The sequence below is a fragment of the Micromonospora sp. NPDC092111 genome (genome assembly GCF_044755745.1).
Classification (GTDB): Bacteria; Actinomycetota; Actinomycetes; order Mycobacteriales; family Micromonosporaceae; genus Micromonospora.
Window position 1 is genome coordinate 115,418 of sequence record NZ_JBIVRQ010000012.1, and the last position, 21,133, is coordinate 136,550.

Annotated in this window: 19 protein-coding genes and 1 tRNA gene; 6 read left to right on the forward strand and 14 right to left on the reverse strand. The window is 73.9% G+C overall.

Annotation, left to right across the window (positions count from 1 at the left end; all coding sequences use genetic code 11):
- Nucleotides 1-71: 71 nt before the first annotated feature.
- Entirely contained in the window at nucleotides 72-1,706 is a 1,635-nt protein-coding gene (locus tag ACIQG9_RS22280) for a fatty acid--CoA ligase (RefSeq protein WP_400405647.1), read from the reverse strand.
- A 98-nt stretch (nucleotides 1,707-1,804) separates the two neighbouring features.
- On the opposite strand from ACIQG9_RS22280, the gene ACIQG9_RS22285 reads away from it, so the two are divergent.
- The gene (locus ACIQG9_RS22285; protein WP_400405461.1) at nucleotides 1,805-2,296 is read left to right on the forward strand and encodes an NUDIX domain-containing protein; all 492 of its coding nucleotides are present in this window, start codon (nucleotides 1,805-1,807) and stop codon (nucleotides 2,294-2,296) included.
- 14 nt (nucleotides 2,297-2,310) lie between these two features.
- Here the strand turns inward: ACIQG9_RS22285 and ACIQG9_RS22290 are convergent, their stop codons facing one another.
- On the reverse strand, nucleotides 2,311-3,987 hold the full coding sequence (locus ACIQG9_RS22290; protein ID WP_400405464.1) for an MDR family MFS transporter: 1,677 nt from the start codon (nucleotides 3,985-3,987) through the stop codon (nucleotides 2,311-2,313).
- A gap of 216 nt (nucleotides 3,988-4,203) precedes the next feature.
- On the opposite strand from ACIQG9_RS22290, the gene rfaE2 reads away from it, so the two are divergent.
- Nucleotides 4,204-6,084, forward strand: coding sequence for a D-glycero-beta-D-manno-heptose 1-phosphate adenylyltransferase (rfaE2, locus tag ACIQG9_RS22295; protein ID WP_400405467.1), 1,881 nt, complete (start codon nucleotides 4,204-4,206; stop codon nucleotides 6,082-6,084).
- Nucleotides 6,081-6,959, forward strand: a complete 879-nt coding sequence (locus tag ACIQG9_RS22300; protein ID WP_400405468.1) for a glycosyltransferase family 2 protein — start codon at nucleotides 6,081-6,083, stop codon at nucleotides 6,957-6,959. Before rfaE2 ends, ACIQG9_RS22300 begins: the two co-directional genes overlap by 4 nt.
- On the opposite strand, the gene ACIQG9_RS22305 is transcribed toward ACIQG9_RS22300, so the two are convergent.
- From ACIQG9_RS22305 to ACIQG9_RS22315, 3 genes are read right to left on the reverse strand one after another with little or no spacing between them, the layout of a single operon-like run.
- A complete protein-coding gene (locus tag ACIQG9_RS22305) occupies nucleotides 6,960-8,087 on the reverse strand; it encodes a glycosyltransferase family 9 protein (protein ID WP_400405471.1) in 1,128 nt (375 codons plus the stop codon).
- 7 nt (nucleotides 8,088-8,094) lie between these two features.
- Nucleotides 8,095-8,634, reverse strand: a complete 540-nt coding sequence (locus ACIQG9_RS22310) for an Hsp20/alpha crystallin family protein (protein ID WP_400405473.1) — start codon at nucleotides 8,632-8,634, stop codon at nucleotides 8,095-8,097.
- Entirely contained in the window at nucleotides 8,631-9,137 is a 507-nt protein-coding gene (locus ACIQG9_RS22315) for a DUF2231 domain-containing protein (RefSeq protein WP_400405475.1), read from the reverse strand. The genes ACIQG9_RS22310 and ACIQG9_RS22315 overlap by 4 nt, the downstream gene beginning before the upstream one ends.
- A gap of 157 nt (nucleotides 9,138-9,294) precedes the next feature.
- On the opposite strand from ACIQG9_RS22315, the gene ACIQG9_RS22320 reads away from it, so the two are divergent.
- Nucleotides 9,295-9,912, forward strand: a complete 618-nt coding sequence (locus ACIQG9_RS22320; protein WP_400405477.1) for a pyridoxamine 5'-phosphate oxidase family protein — start codon at nucleotides 9,295-9,297, stop codon at nucleotides 9,910-9,912.
- On the opposite strand, the gene ACIQG9_RS22325 is transcribed toward ACIQG9_RS22320, so the two are convergent.
- Both ACIQG9_RS22325 and ACIQG9_RS22330 read right to left on the reverse strand, forming a co-directional pair.
- Nucleotides 9,903-10,505, reverse strand: a complete 603-nt coding sequence (locus tag ACIQG9_RS22325; RefSeq protein WP_400405480.1) for an HAD family hydrolase — start codon at nucleotides 10,503-10,505, stop codon at nucleotides 9,903-9,905. The genes ACIQG9_RS22320 and ACIQG9_RS22325 overlap by 10 nt on opposite strands.
- Before the next feature lie 413 nt (nucleotides 10,506-10,918).
- Nucleotides 10,919-10,995 (reverse strand) — tRNA-Thr (locus ACIQG9_RS22330).
- A 112-nt stretch (nucleotides 10,996-11,107) separates the two neighbouring features.
- On the opposite strand from ACIQG9_RS22330, the gene ACIQG9_RS22335 reads away from it, so the two are divergent.
- Nucleotides 11,108-12,913 (forward strand): metallophosphoesterase family protein, encoded by a 1,806-nt coding sequence (locus ACIQG9_RS22335; protein ID WP_400405482.1) that lies wholly within the window; start codon nucleotides 11,108-11,110, stop codon nucleotides 12,911-12,913.
- Nucleotides 12,914-13,070: 157 nt separating this feature from the next.
- On the opposite strand, the gene ACIQG9_RS22340 is transcribed toward ACIQG9_RS22335, so the two are convergent.
- The 6 genes from ACIQG9_RS22340 to tmk form a co-directional block, all read right to left on the reverse strand.
- Nucleotides 13,071-13,910 (reverse strand): stage 0 sporulation family protein, encoded by an 840-nt coding sequence (locus ACIQG9_RS22340; RefSeq protein WP_400405485.1) that lies wholly within the window; start codon nucleotides 13,908-13,910, stop codon nucleotides 13,071-13,073.
- Nucleotides 13,911-13,991: 81 nt separating this feature from the next.
- Nucleotides 13,992-14,729, reverse strand: a complete 738-nt coding sequence (locus ACIQG9_RS22345; RefSeq protein WP_400405487.1) for a hypothetical protein — start codon at nucleotides 14,727-14,729, stop codon at nucleotides 13,992-13,994.
- The gene (locus tag ACIQG9_RS22350) at nucleotides 14,729-15,034 is read right to left on the reverse strand and encodes a hypothetical protein (RefSeq protein WP_400405490.1); all 306 of its coding nucleotides are present in this window, start codon (nucleotides 15,032-15,034) and stop codon (nucleotides 14,729-14,731) included. Before ACIQG9_RS22350 ends, ACIQG9_RS22345 begins: the two co-directional genes overlap by 1 nt.
- Nucleotide 15,035: 1 nt before the next feature.
- Entirely contained in the window at nucleotides 15,036-15,365 is a 330-nt protein-coding gene (locus tag ACIQG9_RS22355; protein ID WP_400405493.1) for a YbaB/EbfC family nucleoid-associated protein, read from the reverse strand.
- Nucleotides 15,366-15,474: 109 nt separating this feature from the next.
- A complete protein-coding gene (locus tag ACIQG9_RS22360; protein WP_400405495.1) occupies nucleotides 15,475-16,704 on the reverse strand; it encodes a DNA polymerase III subunit delta' in 1,230 nt (409 codons plus the stop codon).
- Nucleotides 16,704-18,803, reverse strand: a complete 2,100-nt coding sequence (gene tmk / locus ACIQG9_RS22365; RefSeq protein ID WP_400405649.1) for a dTMP kinase — start codon at nucleotides 18,801-18,803, stop codon at nucleotides 16,704-16,706. The genes ACIQG9_RS22360 and tmk overlap by 1 nt, the downstream gene beginning before the upstream one ends.
- A gap of 304 nt (nucleotides 18,804-19,107) precedes the next feature.
- On the opposite strand from tmk, the gene ACIQG9_RS22370 reads away from it, so the two are divergent.
- Nucleotides 19,108-20,316: an amino acid deaminase/aldolase gene (locus ACIQG9_RS22370; RefSeq protein WP_400405498.1), complete on the forward strand. Its 1,209-nt coding sequence runs from the start codon at nucleotides 19,108-19,110 to the stop codon at nucleotides 20,314-20,316.
- Between the two features lie 24 nt (nucleotides 20,317-20,340).
- Here the strand turns inward: ACIQG9_RS22370 and ACIQG9_RS22375 are convergent, their stop codons facing one another.
- Nucleotides 20,341-20,916, reverse strand: coding sequence for a TetR family transcriptional regulator (locus ACIQG9_RS22375; RefSeq protein WP_400405500.1), 576 nt, complete (start codon nucleotides 20,914-20,916; stop codon nucleotides 20,341-20,343).
- Nucleotides 20,917-21,133: the final 217 nt, after the last annotated feature.

The following is a 21,133-nucleotide window of genomic DNA, read 5'->3' on the forward strand; positions in this document are numbered from 1 at the left end:
GGCCGCCCCTGGGGAGGGATGCTTCAGGAGTTACGTCCCTACCCCCAACGGCGACGAAGCGCCGAAAACTGTTACGGCCCCGCCAGCTCCCGTACCTCCAGGTCGCCGTCGGCGTACCGCGAACGCACCACCTTCTTGTCGAACTTGCCGACGCTGGTCTTCGGCACCGCGTCGATCACCGCCCAGCGCTCCGGTAGCTGCCAGTGCGCGACCGAGCCGGCGAGGAACTCACGGAGCTGCTCCACACTGGTCGACGCGCCCTCCCGGATCACCACGGTGGCCAGCGGACGCTCCCCCCAACGCTGGTCCGGCACCCCGACCACACACGCCTCCTGCACATCAGGATGGGCCATCAGGGCGTTCTCCAGCTCCACCGAGGAGATCCATTCCCCGCCGGACTTGATCACATCCTTAGCCCGATCGGTGAGCGTGAGGTAGCCGTCCGGGGAGAGCATCCCGACGTCACCGGTACGCAGCCAGCCGTCCCGGAACTTCTCGGCGTCGGGGGCGTCGTCACCGACGTACCTGGCGGTCACCCACGGCCCCCGGACCTCCAGCTCGCCCACCGACGTCCCGTCGGCGGGCAGCGGCTCGCCCAGCGGGCCGACGATCCGGGCGGCCACCCCGGCCGGGATCCGGCCCTGGGTGTACCGGTAGCGCCAGGCCGCCTCGCCGGTGGCCCCGGCCGGCACCCGGGACACCGAGCCGAGCGGGGACATCTCGGTCATCCCCCAGGCGTGGATCACGTCGATGCCGTGCCGGTCGGCGAACGCGTGCATCAGCGCCGGCGGGCAGGCCGAGCCGCCCACGATCACCTCCTTCAGCGAGGAGATGTCCACCTGGTGGGCGTCCAGGTGGGCCAGCAGGTCGTTCCAGATGGTCGGCACCGCGCCGGCCAGGGTGGGCCGCTCGGCGGCGATCATCTCGGCGATCGGCGCGGCCTGGAGGAAGCGGTCCGGCATGATCAGCGACGCGCCGGAGAGGAAGGCCGCGTACGGCAGACCCCACGACATCGCGTGGAACATCGGCACGATGGCCAACTCCCGGTCGCCCGGCCCGAGCCCGAAGCCCTCCGGCATGCAGACCTGGAGGGAGTGCAGGTAGAGCGAGCGGTGCGAGTAGGCGACGCCCTTGGGGTTGCCGGTGGTCCCGGAGGTGTAGCAGAGCGCGGCGGCGTCCCGCTCGTCCACCTCCGGCCAGTCGTAGCTGTCCGGACGCCCCGCCAGCAGGTCGTCCCACCGGTGGAAGGTGACCCGGTCGCCGGCCACGGCCCGCAGCGGCTCCGGGTCGCCGCCGCCGACCACCACCACGTGCCGGACGGTCGTCAGCTCGCCGAGCACCCGGGCCAGCAGCGGGATCAGCGTCGAGTCGACCAGCACCACCCGGTCCTCGGCGTGGTTGGCGATGTAGGCCACCTGGTCGGGGAAGAGCCGGATGTTCAGGGTGTGCAGCACCGCACCCATGCTCGGCACCGCGAAGTACGCCACCAGGTGCTCGTTGTTGTTCCACATGAAGGTGCCGACCCGCTCGTCGCCGGTGACCCCGCACTCGTCGCGCAGCGCGTGGGCGAGCCGGGCCGCGACGCGACCCACCTCGGCGTACGACATCCGGCGGGGCTCGGCCCCGGTCCAGGTGACGACCTCGGCCGCGCCGTGCACGGTGGAGCCGTGTGCGAGGATCCGGGACACCTGGAGCGGGGCGTCCATCATCGTGCTACGCATGGGTAACAAACTAGTGTCGCCGGTCACACGTTGGGAACCCCGGAAAGCCGGACCCCCTCGGCGATCCTGCGTAGATTGTCCGGGTGAGCATCTCCTGGGCCGACTCGTACGTGGGGCAGTTGCGTGCCCTGGCCGGTGACCGGACGCTGATGTTCGTCGGAGCCCGGGCCGTGGTCCGCGACAACGCGGGACGGGTGCTGCTGATCCAGCGCTCGGACAACGGCCAGTGGGCGCTGCCGGCGGGCGCGATGGAGCTGGGCGAGTCGATCGCCGACTGCGCCGTCCGCGAGGTACGCGAGGAGACCGGGCTGCGGGCCCTGCGGGTCAGCGCCTTCGCCCTCTACACCGGCCCGGACCGCACCCACACCAACATGTACGGGCACACGTACCAGATCTTCACCACCGCGTTCCGGGTGGAAGACTGGGACGGCGAGCTGACCCCGATCACCGACGAGACCACCGACGCCGGCTTCTTCCACCGGCACGAGTTCCCCGCGCCACTGTCGGCCTCGGTCCCGGAGACCCTCGCCGACCTGGACGTCTTCGAACAGACCAACCGCCTGATCCTCAAGTGACGGCGGCGCGGTCGTCACAGCATGGTCTGCGACTTGGCGTTCATGTCGGTGGCCGCCTCCTCCTTCGTCTCCTTGGTGATCGGCTTGCCGCCGGGGGCGGGGGCCTCGCCGCCGAGCGGGTCGGCGCCGCCGGTCGCGCCCTGCGGGCCCGCACCGCGTAGCTGGAGGTCGGGGAGCGCCAGGGTGACCAGCACCGCCAGCACGGCGATCAGGCCGGTGGTCAGGAAGACCAGGTGCAGTGACTCGACGAAGGCCGCCTGGATGGCCGCCCGGACCGGGCCGGGCAGGGCCAGGATGGTCGCCGGATCGTTGATCGAGACGTTCGTCCCGCCCCGGGCCGCGACCGCCGCCCGCTGCTCCGGCGGAAGCTGGGCGATCGCCCCCGGCAGCCGGTCGGCGAGCTGGGCGGTGAGCCGGGAGGAGAGCGCCGCACCGAGGATGGCCACGCCGAACGAGCCACCCAGCGACCGGAAGAACGTCGCCGAGGAGGTGCCGGCCCCCAGGTCGCGGACGTCCACCGCGTTCTGCACGGCGAGGATCAGCGACTGCATGCACAGGCCCAGCCCGACCCCGATCACCACCATGTAGCCGAAGGCCGCCCAGAGCGAGGTGTCCACCGCCAGCCGGGTGAACAGCAGCATGCCGGCGACCAGCACCGCCGAGCCGGCGACCGGGAACCACTTGTACCGGCCGATCCGGCTCATCGCCCGGCCGGTGAGGATCGAGGTGACGATGATGCCGGCCATCATCGGCAGCATCAGCAGGCCGCTCCGGGTCGGTGAGGCGCCCTTGACGATCTGCAGGTAGAGCGGGATGAAGATGATCGACCCGAACATCACCAGACCGAGCACGAAACCGGCCGCGTTGGCCAACGCGAAGGTGGCGCTGCGGAACAGCCGCAGCGGCAGGATCGGCTCGGCCACCCGGGCCTCCTGGAGCACGAAGAGCACCCCGAGCACCACGCCGGCGCCGAAGAGCCCGATGATCACCCCGGAACCCCAGGCGTACTCGTTGCCGCCCCAACTCAGCGCCAGCAGCAGGCAGCTCACCCCGCCGACCAGCAGGCCCGCGCCGATCCAGTCGATCGCGTGGTCCCGGCGGGTGAACGGGATCAACCGCATCACGTGGTAGCAGACCACGATCGCCAGGATCGCCAGCGGCACGTTGATGTAGAAGATCCACCGCCAGTTGGTCTCGGCGAAGTAGCCGCCGACCAGCGGCCCGGCCACCGACGACAGGCCGAAGACCGCCCCGAAGAGCCCCTGGTAGCGACCGCGCTCCCGGGGTGAGACCACGTCCGAGATGATGGTGAACGCCAGCGTCATCAGGCCGCCGGCGCCGATACCCTGCACACCCCGGGTGACGATGAGCTGGGTCATGTTCTGGGACAGTCCGGCCAGCAGCGAGCCGAGCAGGAACGTGCCGATCGAGAAGAGGAAGACCGGCCGCCTCCCGTACAGGTCGGCCATCTTGCCGTACAGCGGGGTGGAGGCGGTCGAGGCGAGCAGGTAGGCGGTGACCACCCACGAGTAGTGGTTGATCCCGCCCAGCTCGCCGACGATGGTGGGCAGGGCCGTGCCGACGATGGTCTGGTCCAGCGCGGCCAGCAGCATGCCGGTCATCAGGCCGAACATCAGCAGGCGGAGCTGGCGGGCCTGGAGCACCGGGTGGTCGTTGGTCTGGGCGGTCATCCCGCCTTCTTTCCCCGATCCCCCCGAACATGCCTCCGCACCCGGAAAAACGTCCCGGTGGGCGGCGGTTCTCGCTCCCCCAGCGCCACCAACCCATGATCACCTCGCCAGCGGGGGTGGGGTCGGTGCGGGTGGGGCCGAAACCTGACGACACCCGCCGCCCCGGCGCCGGCCGGGTCAGGTTTGGCCAGGCCGGGCCGGGGGACCCCGGTGGGCATGGCAGGAGCAGCAGCGGAACAGCGCCGGCTCGCCACCGTCGTGGAGAGCTGGCTGGGGCGTGGGGTCGTCGTCGTCGGCGACGCCATGCTCGACGAGTGGCGCTTCGCCGAGTCGGACCGGCTCTGCCGGGAGGCGCCCGCGCCGATCCTCACCCTGCGCCGGCGGATCACCGCCGCCGGCGGCGCCGCGAACACCGCGGTCAACGTCGCCACCCTCGGCGGCCGGGCGCTGCTGGTCGCCCCGGTCGGCGCGGACGTGGCCGGCGACGAACTGCACGACTGCCTGGACCGGGCCGGCGTCTGGGACCGGACGGTCAGCGAGCCGCACCGGCCGACCCCGGTCAAGCGGCGGATGCTCGCCGGCAACCAGATCCTGCTCCGGGAGGACTCCGGCGACCCCGACGAACTGCTCGACGACGGCGGGGTGGCCCGGCTGCTCACCGCGCTGGACCGCGCCACCGAGGAGCTGAAGGCGGTGGCCGGCGGAGCCGTACCCACCCTGGTGGTCTGCGACTACGGCCTCGGCGCGCTGCCCGCCCCGGTACGCGCCTGGCTGGTCGCCAACCGGCACCGGTACGCGACCGTCGCCCTGGACGCCCACGACCTGGCCGACTGGCGGGGGTTGAACCCGACCGTGGTCACGCCGAGCTTCGCCGAGGCGACCCGACTGCTGGCCCGCGCCGCCGCCGGCTTCGGCGCACCGCCCGCCCCGGCCCGTACCGGCGGCACCGACCTGCACCTCGACCACCCGACGGACGACCCGGCGGACGGGCCGTCGGAACTCGTCGTCGGCACCGCCCCGGGCGGCGTCGGCCGGGCACCCACCGGGCCGACCGGCGAGCCGACCGCCGGCGAGGGTCGGGTCGCGATGACCGGCGACGGGCTGAGCGTCACCGGGGCCGGCGTGACGGTCAACGCCACCGTCGGCGAGGGCGTCGACCGGGCCGTCCTGGCCGAGGCCCGACTGGCCGAGCTACGCGCGCACACCGGCGCGGACGTGGTCGCGGTGACCCTGGACACCGAGGGTGCCGTCGTCGGCGGCTCGGACGGTGCACCCCGGCGCAGCCACAGCACCCCGGTGCCGGCCAGCCACGCCGTCGGCGCGGGGGACGCGTACCTGGCGGCGATGACCCTCGCCCTGGCCGCCGAGGCGCCGCTGCCCACCGCCGCGCAGCTCGCCCAGCTCGCCGCCACCATCACCGTCTCCGACACCGGCACCTGCGTCTGCCGCCGGGAGGACCTGCTCGACGCGCTCGGCGCGCCCGACGGCACCGCCCACCCGACGCTGGTCGGCGCCGGCGAGCTGGACGCCATCGTCGCCGACCACCGGCGGGCCGGCCGGTCCGTCGTCTTCACCAACGGCTGCTTCGACGTGCTGCACCCCGGCCACGTGCGCTACCTGGAACAGGCCCGGGCCCTCGGTGACCTGCTGGTGGTCGCGGTCAACTCCGACCGCAGCGTCCGCCGGCTGAAGGGACCGGACCGGCCGGTCAACCCGGTCGAGGACCGGATCGCCCTGCTCGCCGCGCTGTCCTGCGTGGACCACGTGGTGGTCTTCGAGGAGGACTCGCCGGCCGGGCTGATCGAGGCCGTCCGGCCCGACGTGTACGTCAAGGGCGGCGACTACCCGCCGGAGATGGTCCCCGAGGCACCACTGGTCCGCCGGCTCGGCGGGCAGGTGCGCACCCTCGGGTACGTGCCGGACCGGTCCACCTCGGCGATCATCGACCGGATCCGTGCCCAGGGCGTCGGCTCCCCGCAGCCCGCCCAGGCCGGCAGCCCCGAGCGGCCCGCCCAGGCCGCCGGCCCCCCGCCCGGCGCGGACGCCCCGCCGGACAGCACCACCCCGACCCCGCAGAGCATGGGCAGGACCGCGTGAACCGACCGCTCGACCCCGGCACGGCCGAGGAGTTCCGCCGACCCCGCCGGCTCGACGTGCTGATCCCCACCCGCAACCGGCCGGCCGAACTGGCGGTCGCCCTCTCCGGGCTGGCCGCCCAGGAGGGGGTGCCCGGCTTCGGCGTGGTGGTCAGCGACCAGTCCGACGGCGACCCGGCGTACGCGCACCCGGCGGCGGCCACCATGGTCCGGGCGCTGCGACACCGGGGTCACCCGGTGCTGCTCACCCGACGGCTGCCCCGGCGCGGGCTGGCCGAACACCGGGCGTACCTGCTGGACCGGTCGGTGGCCCGGTACGTGCTCTGCCTCGACGACGACGTCTGGCTGGAGCCGGGCACCCTGCCCCGGCTGGTCGCCGCGATCGAGGAACTGGGCTGCGGGTTCGTCGGCAACGCGGTGCACGGCCTGTCGTACGCCGACGACGTACGCCCCGAGACGCACCGGCACTACGAGGAGTGGGACGGGCCGGTCGTCCCCGAACGGATCCGACCGGACACCCCGCAGTGGCACCGGGCGGCCATCCACCCGGCGGCGAACCTGCTGCACGTACAGCAGAAGGTGGACCTGCCGCCGGGGGCCTGGCGGGCGTACAAGGTCTCCTGGATCGGCGGCTGCGTACTCTACGACCGGGCCGCGCTGGTCGACTCGGGCGGCTTCGACTTCTGGCGGCGGTTGCCGGCGAAACACCAGGGTGAGGACGTCGCCGCCCAGCTCGCGGTGCTGGCCCGGCACGGCGGGGCCGGCGTCCTGCCCAGCGGGGCGTACCACCTAGAGTCGCCGACCACGGTCACCGAGCGGGACGTGGAGGCGTGGGAGGTCGTCCTCGCCGACACCGACGCCCCGCAGCCGGCCTGATCAGCGCCCGGAGGTGCCCGGTGCCGGGCGCAGCAGGTCGGCGGCGGCCTCCAGCACCTCCACCACCGGCACGTCGGTGACGAACGAGTCGCGGTGCGGGCAGTCACCGTCGCCCGGCCGGTGCGGGTAGATCCCGGGCGTGCAGTCGACGCCGCAGACCGGGCAGTGCGTCGTCCAGGAGGCGATCGGCCGGTGCCGGGCCCGGAGCGGCGTCGCCCCGTTGATCAGGTTGCCGACCCAGTAGACGCCGACCGTCGCGGTGCCCACCGCGCCGGCCAGGTGCAGCGGCCCGGTGTCGTTGGAGACCACCAGCGCACAGCCGGCGTACGCGGCGGCCAGCCCGCCGAGGCTGAGCGTGCCGACCTGCGGGCGGACCGGCACGCCGGCCGCCCCGACCACCGCGTCCACCACCGACTGCTCGGCGGGGGTGCCGGTGACCAGCACCTCGTACCCGTCGCCGTGCAGCGCGCGGGCCACCTCGGCGAACCGCTCCGCCGGCCAGCGCCGCCGGGTGTCGGTCGCGCCCGGGTGCAGCGCCACCCGGGGACGCGCCGGCTCGCCGAGCACGGCCCGCGCCTCGGCCCGGTCGGCGTCGGTGACGGCCAACGCCGGGACCACCGTGACGGCGGGCGCCCCGACCAGGGCGACCACCTCCAGGTAGCGGATCACCTCGGGCTGGTAGTAGACGTACCGGATCCACCGGTCCAGCGGCGGGGCGTCCTCGGCGCGCAGTCCGGCGGTGACCCGGGCACCCAGCCGGCTCATCACCGGGTTGGAGTTCGCGCCGCCGCCGTGCACCTGCACCGCCAGGTCGACGCCCTCCCGCGCGACGCCGGCCAGGAAGTCGTCCAGCGCCGCCGGCTCCTCACCGGGGCCGGGTTCGCGGATGCCGGGGGCCGGCGGGACCACCAGCACCCGGTCGACCGGGCCGGGCCGGTCGCGCCACAGCGTCGCGTGCCACGGCGCGCCGAGCAGCACGATCTCCGCCCCCGGGTACGCGGCCCGCAGCGACTCCAGCGCCGGCAGCAGGAAGACGAAGTCGCCGAGCGCATTGGCCCGCAGCACGGCGATCCGGGACACGTCGGGCACGCGCTCGCCCACCGGGCCGAGCGGAAGCGGGGTGGCCACGCGACCCCTACGGCCGGTCGACGGGAGCGACGGTGGTGTCCGGGTGGTGCAGTTCCCGGTCCGCCGCCGGGTCCGGCACGGTGGTCGTACCGCCGGCGGCCGGACCGCCCCGGTAGCCGGCACGGCCGACGGTGATGGTGCGCGGCGTGGGCCGCCGGGCCCGGGGCAGGTGGACCCGGAGCAGGCCGTGGTCCATCACCGCGTCGATGGTGTCCGGGTCCACCCGGGACGGCAGGTCCACCCGGTACTCGAAGCCCCGGGTCTCGAAGCCGCCCGGGATGCCCTGGTCGGCGTTGACCTCGGCCTCCGACCGGGCCCGGACGCAGAGTTGCCGGTCGTCCAGCTCGACGGCGACCTCCTCCGGCGCCACCCCGGGCAGCCGCACCACCACCTCCCAGCCGTCGGCGGTCTCGGTCAGCTCGACGTCCGGCGAACTGCCCCGGCCACCGACCAGCCGACTCAGCTCGGCGCGCAGCATCTGGAGTTCCCCCATCGGGTCCCAGCCCTGCTGCCGGCCCCGCCAGCCCCGGCCCTGCTGCTCGGTCATCGCACGTCTCCGATCCGTCCGGCGGCCGTCGGGGACCGCAGCGAGCTGGGGGCGTCCAGGTTGGCGTCCCGGTCGACCCCGACGCCGAGCCGGTCGACCAGTTCCCCACCCAGCCAGGCGCTGACGCCGAGGATGGCCACGCCGACCACCTCGATGGCGATCAACGCACCGCCGGCCGCCCGGGAGTCGGCGTTCAGCCGGACCGCCCAGACGGCGGCGAAGAGCAGGATCACCGCGACGTTCGCCGCCGCGTGGGTGAGCGCCACCCGCTTGGCCCGGGTGCCGGCCGGAATGGCGAGCAGGTCGAACGTGCCGGCCACTGCGGCCAGCAGGCCGCCGACCAGGCCGACGGTGATGTTCCAGTACGCCACGTCGGCGAGGAAACCGGGACCGCCGACCGTGTCGACGATGTCGAAGAGCGTGCCGGTGACCAGGAGCGCCACCGGGAACATCACCAGCATCGGATGGACCGGGTGCCCCAGCACCTTCAGTCGGCTCTCCATGGCGGGGCCTCCACTGCTCGCGTCCGGGGCGCTGGGTGAGCCGGTACCCGCCGTCGTGGTGGGCAAACCTCCAACTCGCCACGCCCGCATAGGCTGACGGACGGCGGCCGGCGTCGCGCCGGACCGCCACCGAGATCAACGGTCGGGGGAGGCGGACGTGACGGTGGAGATCACCTCACACGAGGAACTGCGCGAACTACTGGGGGTGCCGGGGGCACGGGCGGCAGCCAAGGAACGGGCCGTGCTGCACGAACGGGACCGGCAGTGGCTGGCCGCCGCGCCGTTCTGCCTGGTGGCGACGGCCGGCGCGGACGGCACCTGCGACGTCTCCCCGAAGGGCGATCCGGCCGGCTTCGCCCGGGTGCTGGACGACCGGACGATCGCCGTACCGGAGCGACCGGGCAACCGGCGGGCCGACGGGTACCGCAACATCCTGGACAATCCGCACGTTGGGCTGATCTTCCTGATCCCCGGCCGGACCGACACCCTGCGGATCAACGGCCGGGCGAAGCTGGTCCGCGACGCGCCGTACTTCGACGACATGCTGGTCCAGGGGCACCGGCCGGTCCTCGCCGTCGAGGTGGCCGTCGAGCAGATCTTCTACCACTGCGCGAAGGCGTTCCTCCGCTCCGAGCTGTGGCGGCCGGAGACCTGGCAGCCGGACGTGCTGCCGTCCCGGGCCCGCCTGATCAAGGAGGTGGAGACGCCGGCGGAGAGCCTGGCCGACCTGGAACGCCACTACGGCCCGACGTACGCGGACAACCTCTACCGCTGAACCGGTCGCCGCTGCCAGGGCGGCGGGACCCGTACCGAGGGCATCCCCGCCGCCGTGGCCGCCGCGACGCCCAGGTCGGTGTCCTCGAAGACCAGGCAGTGCTCCGGGGCCACGTCGAGCAGCCGGGCGGCGCGCAGGTAGCCCTCCGGGTCCGGCTTGGCCCGGGCGCAGTCCTCGGCGCAGACCAACACGTCGAACCGGTCGAGCAGGCCGAGCGCGGTGAGCGAGGCGGTCACCGACTCCCGGGTGCTGCCGGAGACCACGGCGAACGGCACCCGCCGGTGCGCCTCCTCGATGTGCGCCAGCACCCCGGGTACGGCGGTGAGTTGCGGCAGGAACCGCAGGTACGCGTCCTCCCGGCGGCGGGCCACCACGTCGACCGGCATGGCCAGGCCGTGCTGCTCGTTGAGGTCGACGATGATGTCGGCCACCGGCCGGCCGCCCCACGCGTAGAAGAGGTCCTCGGGCAGGTCGCAGCCCCACTCGCCGAGCGCGGCCTGCCAGGCGAGGTGGTGCACCGGCATGGAGTCGACGATGGTGCCGTCGCAGTCGAAGAGGTAGGCCCGGAAGTCACCGGGCGGCAGGGGCAGCACCCGCCAAGGATATCGGCGGCGGGTCGACACCCGGTCCGACCGGAAGCCCGACAGTCGCCGCAGGCGTCACGCTGGGTCAACCTGACGCGGGGCGACTATCGGGTTGGCGGGGTATGCCCCTCCGTCATATTTATGCCGGAGGGGCATACCGCCCAGGTCGTGATGTCGATGGGCGAGGAACGTCCGTGGACCACGCGCCCCAGGAGACGGGACCGACCCGAGCCACGCAGACGCGAGCCACGCAGACGCGGACACGCAGACGCGGACACGCAGCGGGCGACGCCCGACGTGTCGCGGGCTGTCGAACCTGATCACTCACGGGCGCTATCGGGGGTCGCCGCGGGGCGATTCGAGAGCGCATAGAGAAACGTGAGGCCCTGGTCAGCATTCCTGCTGGCCAGGGCCTCACACCTTGGAGCCGCCTGACGGAATCGAACCGTCGACCTACGCATTACGAGTGCGTCGCTCTAGCCGACTGAGCTAAGGCGGCAACGATCGTCAAGTGTACGGCACGACCCCACCCCCGGCCGAGGGGGTTCCCCGCCGCCCGATCCGGACATCAGGGCACACGGTCGCACAGCGTGCCGGTCTAGGCTGCCCGAGTGAGCGACGACCACGCCACGGGCGACCACCCCACCGCCGACCAGGCCGCAGCCGACCAGCCCACCGCCGGCCAGCCCACCGCCGGCCAGCCCACCGCCGACCAGGCCGCGGAGCACGCCCTGGGCGACCGGGCCGCCCGCCGGCCGCGCGGCACCGACCCGGTCGAGCTGGGCTTCACGCCCCGCAAGCCGGTGCCCTGGCTCGCGCCGTTCCTCCTCATCAGCACCGGCATCCGTACGCTGCTGGCGATGCTGTTCGGGGCGTACCTGGACAAGCGGGAACTGCAGAACGCGCTGGACTCGAAGATCGGCCGGCAGGTCGGGCCGGACGGCGGGCTCTGGCTGGACTACGTGGCCGACCTGGGCGACGGCTTCGACGCTACGTACTCGGTGGCGTACCTGCTCGCCCAGCCGGAGCTGACGGTGGACGGGCACCGGCTGCCCCGGGCGCAGACCCTGGTGATGGGCGGCGACCAGGTCTACCCGTCGGCGGCCTACGAGGCGTACGAGGACCGCTGCAAGGGGCCGTACCAGGCCGCGCTGCCGGTGGCCCCGCCGGAGCGGCCGACGCTCTTCGCCGTCCCCGGCAACCACGACTGGTACGACGGGCTGACCGCGTTCCTGCGGCTCTTCGTCCGCTCCCGGGACCGGAACTTCGGTGGCTGGGGCACCGGCCAGTCCCGGTCGTACTTCGCGGTGGAACTGCCGGCGGGGTGGTGGCTACTCGGCCTGGACGACCAGTCCGGGTCGTACCTGGACGATCCGCAGCTCGCCTACTTCGACGAGGTGGCCCGCCGGCTCGGCCCCGACTGCCGGGTGATCCTGGCGGTGCCGGCCCCGACCTGGGTGAAATCCGTCGACCATCCCACCGCGTACGACTCGATCGACTACTTCGTCCGGACGATCATCGCGCCGACCGGCGCGCACGTGCGCCTGCTGGTCTCCGGCGACCTGCACCACTACGCCCGGTACGCCGGCCCGGGGCGGCAGTTGGTCACCTGCGGCGGGGGCGGCGCGTACCTCTACCCGACGCACAAGCTGCCGGAGCGGATCGAGGTGCCGCCGAAGGACACCCTGTCCCGGCGGGCCAGCCGCACCCGCGCGTACGACCTGATGGCCCGGTTCCCGGACGCGGCCCGCTCCCGTGGCTACGCCTGGGGGATCTTCCACCGGCTGCCCCGGCGCAACCCGGGCTTCGGCACCCTGCTGGGCACCCTGCACACGCTGTTGATGCTGGCCATGGCCGGCGTCGCGGCGAACCGGACTGGCACCGAGCAGCGACTCTTCAGCGTCCCGCTGGTGATCATGCTGGGGGTGACGCTGCTCGGCGCCGCGTTCTTCGCCAAGCCGCCCAGCGCGGGCGGGAAACGGCACGCCCGGCACTGGATCCTCGGCGTCGGCCACGGGCTGGCGCACGTGGCACTGGCCGCCGCCGGCACCTGGGCCTGGCTGCACCTGCCGTTCTACGACTGGCCGTGGCCGCTGCCGGTGGTGGCCGCCGCCGTGCTCTACGGCCCGGTGAGCGGGCTGGTGGCCAGCCAACTGGTGGCCGCGTACCTGCTGCTGGCCGGGGCGTTCGGGGTGAACGTCAACGAACTCTTCGCCGGCCAGGGCATCGAGGACGCGAAGTCGTTCCTGCGGATGCGCATCGACCCGGACGGCTCGCTGACCATCTACCCGATCGCGGTCGACCGGGTCGCCCACGCCTGGCGGCTCAACCCCGACCAGTCCTCCACCGCCTCCTGGCTGACCCCCCGCACCCCACTGACCCCCCGCCTGGCCGAACCCCCCATCACCCTCCCCTAACCAGCCGACCGACACACCCCTCGCCCACCCGCCCGGAGGGATCCCGAGTTGACCAAGAGGTTTCGGTCAGGGATCCGGTCCACGTTGACGCAAACCTCTTGATCAACCCGCGGAGCGGGGGGTGGGGGAGGGAGGGGTGGGGGGAGGGGGTGGGGGGTCAGGGGGTGTAGTGCTGGTCGTGGGCTTGGCGGGGGGCGCAGACTGCGGCGCGGGAGCAGGAGCAGCGGGAGCCGTCGGCGTCCAGGCGGACCGTCACCGCGTCCCTCGGGACGCTGTGGCCGACCACCTTGCCGTCGCCGTCCGGGGTGCTGACCCGGCTGCCGATTGCCGGCGCGGACTCCTGGAAACGCTGGTAGAGCGGGTGCTCGTATTTGAGGCAGCACATCAGTCGGCCGCAGGCGCCGGAGATCCGCAGCGGGTTGAGCGGCAGGTCCTGGTCCTTGGCCATCCGGATGGTCACCGGCTCGAAGTCGTTGAGGAAGGTGGCGCAGCACAGGTCCCGGCCACAGGAGCCGATGCCGCCCTGCACCCGGGCCGAGTCCCGGGCGGAGAGCTGGCGTAGCTCCACCCGGCAGTGCAGGGTCGCGCCCAGGTCGCGGACCAGCGAGCGGAAGTCGACCCGGTGCGGGGCGGTGAAGTAGATCGTCGTCCGGTCACCGCTGCCTTCGGGGGCGGCGAGGACGTGGTCCACGGCGACCACCTTCATCGGCAGACCGTGCTCCCGGATCAGCCGCTTCGCGGCCACCTTCGCCTCGGCCTTGCGCCGGCGCAGCAGCTCGTCGCGGCGCAGGTCGTCGTCGCCGGCCAGGCCGGCCAGTTTCGGGAAACCATCGGTGTCCTCGGTGACCCACTGCGCGGCCCAGACGCACTCCGCCACCTCGGGCCCGTCGTCGGTGGGGACAAGCACCCGGTCACCGACCTGGGGGCGGAACTCGCCGGGGTCGAGGTAGTAGAGGCGCCCGTACCGGTTGAAGCTGACCGCGCAGAGCATGCCCATGTCCTCACCCTACGACGGATGGCGCGGATCGGGTCGGCTGCGGCGTCCGGACGTCACCGCCGGGGACCGGCCGGGGCACGGTCAGCCGATCCGCAGCGAGGCGCCGTGGTACGACGCGCCGCCCGTCGACCGCCAGGTCGACTCGGCGAGGCTGGGCGACCACTGACGCAGCAGCGTCTCCGCCCCGTCGTAGGCCACCCCGAGCACCGAGAGCACCCGGGTGGCGATCTCGGCCGCCGCACCCCGCCCAGGCTCGGCACCCGGGTTGGGCCCGACACCGAGGGCGGGCTCGGCACCGGAGGCGGCCTCGACACCGGAGGCGGGCCCGGTGCCCGGTGCGGTGCCGGAGGCGGTCGCCGCGCGGACCCGGACCGCCTCGGTGGAGCCGAGCACCTCGGCGAGCACCCGGGCCACCGCCAGCCGGCTCCCCTCCACCCAGTGGGCCAGCGCGTCGGCGTAGCCGGCGGTCGACTCCAACCGCCCGACCAGGCTCTCCGGCCCCTCGTCGAGGTGGCGCAGCAGGGCCGTACGGGCCTCGTCGTAGGCCGTCGCGGCGGGGCCGGACCAGACGCCCGGATCGGTGAGGGCGGCACAGGCGTCGTCGTACCCGGGGACGAGCCGGCGCACGGCGTGCCCGGCAGCCGCCAGCGGCGCGGGGTGCAGGTCGAGGAAGGCGCGCAGGGCCTCCCCCGGCAGCACCTGCATCCGGCGCAGCAGCGGCCAGACCGGATGCGCCTCGGGTGCGCCGGCGGCGAGCAGCGCGTCGACCCGGGCGAGCAGGTCCAGGCCGGGCTCGGCGAGCCGGTCCAGCGCGTCCATCACAGCTCACCGACCAGCCGGCGCTGGGCGGCGTCGTCGGTGGTGGCGTAGCGGTCGGCGGCGCTGCGTACGGCTGCCGCAGCGGCGGCCAGCCGGGCGGCGGCCGCGCCGGCCTCGCGGGCCCGGTCGCCGGTGGCGGTGGTCCACTGCCGGTGCAGGGCCCGGCCCAGCTCGCCGGGACGGCCGGGGGCGTGGGCACCGAACGCCGGGTGCGGCGGGTCGCTGGCGGTGACCGTCCGGGCGAGCGTGGCCAGGGTCGCGCTCGCCTCGTCGAGGCGGGCGGCGAGGGCGCGCAGGGTGTCCACGTCAGGCCCCCGCGAGTGGACGGTATGCGGCGAAGGTCTCGTTGTGCAGCTTCTCCCGGGCCCACTGGGCCGCGTCGGCGGCGGCCGTGACCGCGGCCTGCACCGAGCCGGCCACGTCCCGGGGGTGGCGGGCGTGCAGCGGCCCGAGGAACCGCACGTCGGTGATCCGGCCGCCGGCGGTCACCACCACCTCGACCAGCCCGTCGGGCGAACGGACGGTCACCTCGACGGTGGCCACCGCCTGGTCGAACTCGGCCTGGAGGGACTCGATCCGGCGGTACCGCCGCACCGCCTCCTCGATCCATGCCTCGTCGATCTCGCCGCGCGGCATCCGCTCTCCCCCCAGACCGACTTCACCCTGCGTGCCGCCACGCTCACTGCGGCATCACCGGACCGTACCGCACGTCAACAACACGTGTCGATGGCCTGTGGACGAAGGGTCAGCCCTTCCAGAGCGAGAGCATCATCGCCTCCACCGCGATCCGCGGCTTGACGTTCGCCTCGATGGCCGCCCGGCAGCTCAGCACGGCCTCCAGCCGGCGCAGCGCGCCCTCGGCGGCCCACTTCTGCCCGCCCGCCTCGGCCAGCGCGGCGGTGTCGGTGTGCACCGGGGCGACCGGCGCGCGCAGCGCCGAGGTGAGCGCGTCCCGGTAGAACCCGGCCAGGTCCACCAGCGCCCGGTCGAGGGCGTCCCGCTGGGCCCGGGTGGCCCGCGACTTCTGCCGCTTCTCCAGGTCCTTGAGCTGGCCGGCGGAGCCACGCGCCGCACCCGCCGCACCCCGGCCGGTGCCCCCCGCGCCGAGCGCGGTCTGCAACGCCGCCCGCTCGGCCGCGTCGGTCTCCGCCACCGACGCCTCCGCCTCCGCCTCGGCCGCCTCGATCAGCGCCGACGCCGCGTCCAGCGCGGTGCCCACCCCGGTCAGCCGGCGCGGCACCGCCAGCACCGCGTCCCGGCGCTTGCGCGCCTCCGGGTCGCGGGCCAGCCGCCGGGCCCGGCCGACGTGCCCCTGCGCGGCGGTCGCCGCCCACTGCGCCACGTCGGGCGCGACGCCGTCCCGCCGGACCAGCACCTCGGCGACCGCCGCCGCCGACGGCTGCCGCAGCGGTACGACCCGGCAGCGCGACCGGATGGTCACCGACACGTCGTCCGGGTGGGTGGACGGGGCGCAGAGCAGGAAGACCGTCCGGGGCGGCGGCTCCTCGACGGCCTTGAGCAGGGCGTTGCCGGCCGCCTCGGTGAGCCGGTCGGCGTCCTCGATGATCACCACCTGCCAGCGCCCGCCGGACGGGGTGCTGGCCGCCCGGAGCACCAGGGCGCGCATCTCGCCGACGCCGATGGAGAGCCCCTCGGGCACCACCAGCCGCACGTCGGCGTGGGTGCCGGCCAGCGTGGTGTGGCAGCCGGGGCAGGTGCCACAGCCGGTGCCGTGCACGCACTGGAGGGCGGCGGCGAGGGCCCGGGCGGCCACCGAACGGCCGGAGCCGGGCGGGCCGGTGAAGATCCAGGCGTGGGTCATCCCCGCACCGGGGGCCGGTCCGGTCCCGGGGGACGTCCCGGCGGCGGGCGGGTGGTGTGCGGCGTGCAGCACGGCGGCGGCTGCCGCGGCGGCCCGGCGCAGCGTGTCGACCGCCTCGTCCTGGCCGACCAGGTCGGCGAAGACGTCCGGCATCAGGTCCGATGCTCCATCGCCACCAGCTCCGTGTCGGATAACTCGGGCTGGACCGAGGTGTCCGGCCCCTGCGCGGGGCGCGGGTGCACGATGCCGGCCGGGTCCACCAGGAACTCCTCGACCCGGCGGGCGACCAGTTTGGACAGCTCCCCGACCGGTCGGGCGGCGTCGAGCACCAGGTAGCGCTTCGGGTCGTTGGCCGCGAGGTCGAGGAAGGCGTAGCGGACCCGCTCGTGGAACGCGACCGACTCGGCCTCCAGCCGGTCCGTGCCCTGGTTGCGGGCGGCCACCCGGGACAGCCCGGTGCGCGGGTCGACGTCGAGCAGCACCACCAGGTCGGGCTTGAGCCCGCCGGTGGCCCACGAGGAGAGCCAGGAGACCTCCTCGACCGGGAGGGTACGGCCGGCGCCCTGGTAGGCCAGGGACGAGTCGACGTACCGGTCGCTGATCACCACCGCACCCCGGACCAGGGCGGGCCGGACCACGGTGGCGACGTGGTGGGCCCGGTCGGCGGCGTAGAGCAGCGCCTCGGCGCGCGGGGACGGGGATTCCGCGCCGGAGTTCTCCAGCACCAGGGAACGGATCCGCTTCCCCACCGAGGTGGCACCCGGTTCCCGGGTCACCACCACGTCCCGGCCCTGCTCGCGCAGCCGGGTGGCGAGCGCCTCAAGCTGGGTGGACTTGCCGCCGCCCTCGCCGCCCTCGAAGACCACGAACAGCCCGTTGGAGACGAACGGCTCGGCCGGCATCAGCGGGCGGCCCCGCATCGACCCCCAGAGGTCGGCCAGGACCGGCACGCCCTTCTTGTCGTCCATCTGGCCGAACGCGCTGATCCCGGCGAAGATGCCGGCCACGCCGGCGGCGAGCAGCAGCAGCCGGGTCGAGGAGACGGAGATGCCGAGGTCGGCGATGGTCAGTTGACGGGAGCCGCCGACGCCGACCAGGAGACTGCTCAGCGCGATGGCCAGGATCAGCACCAGCCGGGTGCCGATCTGCACCACGGCGAAGACCCGGCCACGCACCTCGTCGGCGACCTCGCCGCCGAGCAGCGTGGTGCCGGCCAGGAAGGCCATCCCGGCGCCCGCGCCGACCAGGATCGCACCGAGGATCGCCATCGACAGGTGGATGGCGAAGGCCAGCACCAGGACGGAGGCGCTGGCCAGCACGATGCTCATGCCGAACCAGCGGCGGCGGGACATGTCCCGGACGATGATCGGGCCGCCCCCGATGCCGATCGCCAGGCCGATGAAGATCGCGCCGAACAGCATGTAGAAGGCGGCGTCACCGGCACCGAGCGAGGCGGCGAAGAACTTGGCCGTGCCGATCACGATGCCGCCGCCGGCGAACGCGCCGAAGATGCCGAGTACCAGGCCACGGACCAGCGGGGTCTGGCCGATGAACTTCCAGCCCTCGGTGAACTGGCTCATCATGCCCTGCTCGGTGCCCTCGCGCTCCCTGGCCTGGGCGTGGCTGATCTCCTTGATGCCGAAGGCCACCACCAGCGCGGTGGCCAGCCGGGACAGGGAGTTGAACCAGAGGGCGAGCTGGGCCGGCTCGGCCCAGGCCGGCATCGCGCCGCCGGTGACTCCCCGCACGCTGCGGTCCAGCACCGCCAGGCCGATCGCGGCGGCGACCGGGGTCAGGCCGTACGTGGTGATCAGGGTGAGCTGGTTGGCCGTCTCCAGCCGGGCCCGCGGGATCAGGTTGGGGACCGCGGCCTCCTTGGCCGGGATCCAGAGCAGGGTGATCGACTCGATCAGGAAGGTGGCCACCGCCGCCCAGCCGACCACCACCCCGCCGCGGACGCCGAGCAGCGCGACCAGCGGGATCGAGGCGAAGAGCAGGAACCGCAGCAGGTCGCAGATGACCATCGTCCAGCGGCGGTCGAACCGGTCGGCGAAGACGCCGGCCACCGGCCCCAGCACGAGTGCCGGCAGCAGGCGGATGGCGATCACCCCGCCGAACGCGGCACCCTGGGCGGTGCTGCCGGACACCTGCGACGCGGCGAAGACCGAGGTGGCGAGGAGGCCGAGCCAGTCGCCGAAGGAGGCCGCGCCGAGCACGATCCAGAGCCGGCGGAACGGCCGGATGCGCAGCACCGACCGGATCGCCGCCGCCCCGGAGCGGTCGGTCTGGGAGCCGGGTTGGGCGGCGGTGCCGCCGGGCTCTGTCCCGGACGGCGACACGCCGGACGACTCGCCGTTCTGCTGGCTTTCGATGGCCGTACCTCCACGTGCCGGCCCAACGCTGGGCAGTCCCGGTGGAACACTCTAGACCCGGTGGGGGCCTTCCCACCGGCGACATTCTCCTGCTCGCCGAGCCTAGGCCGCGGAGGCCAGCGACCGCAGCCCGGTAGTACGTGAGGGTGTTTCGCATTGCCCTCCGGACAGTTAGCGTTCATTCGTGGTCATCGACAGCGAAACCCTGCGCAAACGCCTCGACACGGCAACCGCCCACCTCGACCCGCCCTACGCCGTGGTGGACGTCACCGCCTTCGACGCCAATGCCGTCGCGCTGGCCGGCCGTACCGGGGGCAAGCCGATCCGGGCCGCCAGCAAGTCGATCCGGGCCCGCGACCTGCTCGGCCGGGCGCTCGGGCAGCCCGGCTGGGCCGGTGTGCTGGCCTTCACCCTGCCCGAGGCGAACTGGCTGGTCCGCACCGGCGGGACCGGCGACGCGCTGGTGGCGTACCCGACCGCCGACCGGGGGGCGCTCGCCGAGCTGGCCGCCGACCCGGTGCTCGCCGCCGCGGTCACCCTCATGGTCGACAGCACCGACCAGCTCGACCTGATCGATGCGGTGTGCCCGCCGGGCCGCCGGCCCGACCTGCGGGTCTGCCTCGACCTGGACGCCTCCTGGCGACCGCTGCGCGGGCGGGTGCACGTCGGGGTGCGCCGTTCACCGGTGCACAGCGCCCGGGCCGCCGGCGCGCTGGCCGCCGCCGTCGCCGCCCGGCCGGGCTTCCGGCTGGTCGGGCTGATGTCGTACGAGGCGCAGATCGCCGGCCTCGGGGACGCCCCGCCCGGACAGGCCGCCCTCGGCGCGGCGATCCGGTTCGCCCAGCGCGGGTCGTACCGGGAACTGGTGGCCCGTCGGGGCGCGGCGGTCGCCGCCGTCCGCGAACACGCCGACCTGGAGTTCGTCAACGGCGGCGGCACCGGCAGCGTGGCCGCCACCAGCGCCGATCCCGCGGTCACCGAGGTCACCGCGGGATCGGGGCTGTACGGGCCGACGCTCTTCGACGCGTACCGGGCCTGGCGGCCGACCCCGGCGGCGTTCTTCGCCTGCGCGGTGGTCCGGCGGCCGACGCCGGAGATCGCCACCGTGCTCGGCGGCGGCTGGGTCGCCTCCGGCCAGGCCGCGCCGAGCCGGCTGCCCCGGCCCTGGCTGCCGGCCGGGCTGGAGCTGATCGACGCCGAGGGCGCGGGTGAGGTGCAGACCCCGCTCACCGGCCCGGCGGCGGCCGACCTGAGGGTCGGCGACCGGGTCTGGTTCCGGCACGCGAAGGCGGGCGAACTCTGCGAACGGGTCGACGAGTTGCACCTGGTCGACGGCGAGACGGTGGTCGACACGGTGCCCACCTACCGGGGCGAGGGCCGGGCCTTCCTCTAGCCGCCACCGGCGCCGGAGTCGGGCTCAGGACTGCGCAACGGGGTCGGCCGGGGCGTCGACGTGCCGGTGCAGGTACTCGCGGATGAGCGCCTTGGCCTCGGCGAGGACCCGCTCGTCCCCTTCCGGCTTGCGGTGGAACGCCAGCTTGATCAGGGCGTCCGCGGCCTCGACCGCGATCTCCAGGCAGAACCGCAGGCGCGGCTCGTCGGTCATCCCGAACCGCTCGGTGAGCACCCGGGCCAGTTGGTCGGCGATCACGCCGTTGTTGTCCCGCTGCTCGTCGAGCAGGTGCAGGTCGACCACGTCGCCGAAGTGCAGGGTGCGGAACCCCGGGACGGTCCGGTGCATCGTGATGTACTCGTCGATCCCCGCGTCGACGCCGTCCCACCAGTGGGTCAGGTCGTCCGAGGCGAACCGCTCGTCGAGCCGTTGCAGGTAGGACTCCATCGTGCGCAGGGTCAGCGCCTGCACGATCGCCCGCTTGTCCGGGAAGAACTGGTAGACCGACCCGATCGCCACCTCGGCCCGCTCGGCGAGCAGCGTGGTGGTCAGCCCCTCGTACCCCACCTCGTCGACGAGTTCGGCACAGGCGTCCAACATCCGCTGGACGCGCGCGACACTTCGACCCTGCACCGGAACGCGGCGCAGCGGTCCGGTCGTGGCGGCTGGTGTGGACACTCGGCGCCACCTCCCTTCGACGGAAGAACATATCCATATGTCACGTGCCCGTGACTACCGGTACAACGAGCGGACCTCGATTGCGGTATTTACCAGGCACAACGTTCCTGATATGAAGTCAGTTCACATTCATGTCGAG

Excerpts from the sequence above, each read along its gene's own strand:
- ACIQG9_RS22280 (WP_400405647.1), bottom strand. The coding sequence starts at position 1,706 with ATGGACGCCCCGCTCCAGGTGTCCCGGATCCTCGCACACGGCTCCACC.
- ACIQG9_RS22290 (WP_400405464.1), bottom strand. The coding sequence starts at position 3,987 with ATGACCGCCCAGACCAACGACCACCCGGTGCTCCAGGCCCGCCAGCTC.
- rfaE2 (WP_400405467.1), top strand. The coding sequence starts at position 4,204 with ATGGCAGGAGCAGCAGCGGAACAGCGCCGGCTCGCCACCGTCGTGGAG.
- ACIQG9_RS22310 (WP_400405473.1), bottom strand. The coding sequence starts at position 8,634 with ATGACCGAGCAGCAGGGCCGGGGCTGGCGGGGCCGGCAGCAGGGCTGG.
- ACIQG9_RS22315 (WP_400405475.1), bottom strand. The coding sequence starts at position 9,137 with ATGGAGAGCCGACTGAAGGTGCTGGGGCACCCGGTCCATCCGATGCTG.
- ACIQG9_RS22340 (WP_400405485.1), bottom strand. The coding sequence starts at position 13,910 with ATGGGCATGCTCTGCGCGGTCAGCTTCAACCGGTACGGGCGCCTCTAC.
- ACIQG9_RS22345 (WP_400405487.1), bottom strand. The coding sequence starts at position 14,729 with ATGGACGCGCTGGACCGGCTCGCCGAGCCCGGCCTGGACCTGCTCGCC.
- ACIQG9_RS22355 (WP_400405493.1), bottom strand. The coding sequence starts at position 15,365 with ATGCCGCGCGGCGAGATCGACGAGGCATGGATCGAGGAGGCGGTGCGG.
- ACIQG9_RS22360 (WP_400405495.1), bottom strand. The coding sequence starts at position 16,704 with ATGCCGGACGTCTTCGCCGACCTGGTCGGCCAGGACGAGGCGGTCGAC.
- ACIQG9_RS22375 (WP_400405500.1), bottom strand. The coding sequence starts at position 20,916 with ATGTTGGACGCCTGTGCCGAACTCGTCGACGAGGTGGGGTACGAGGGG.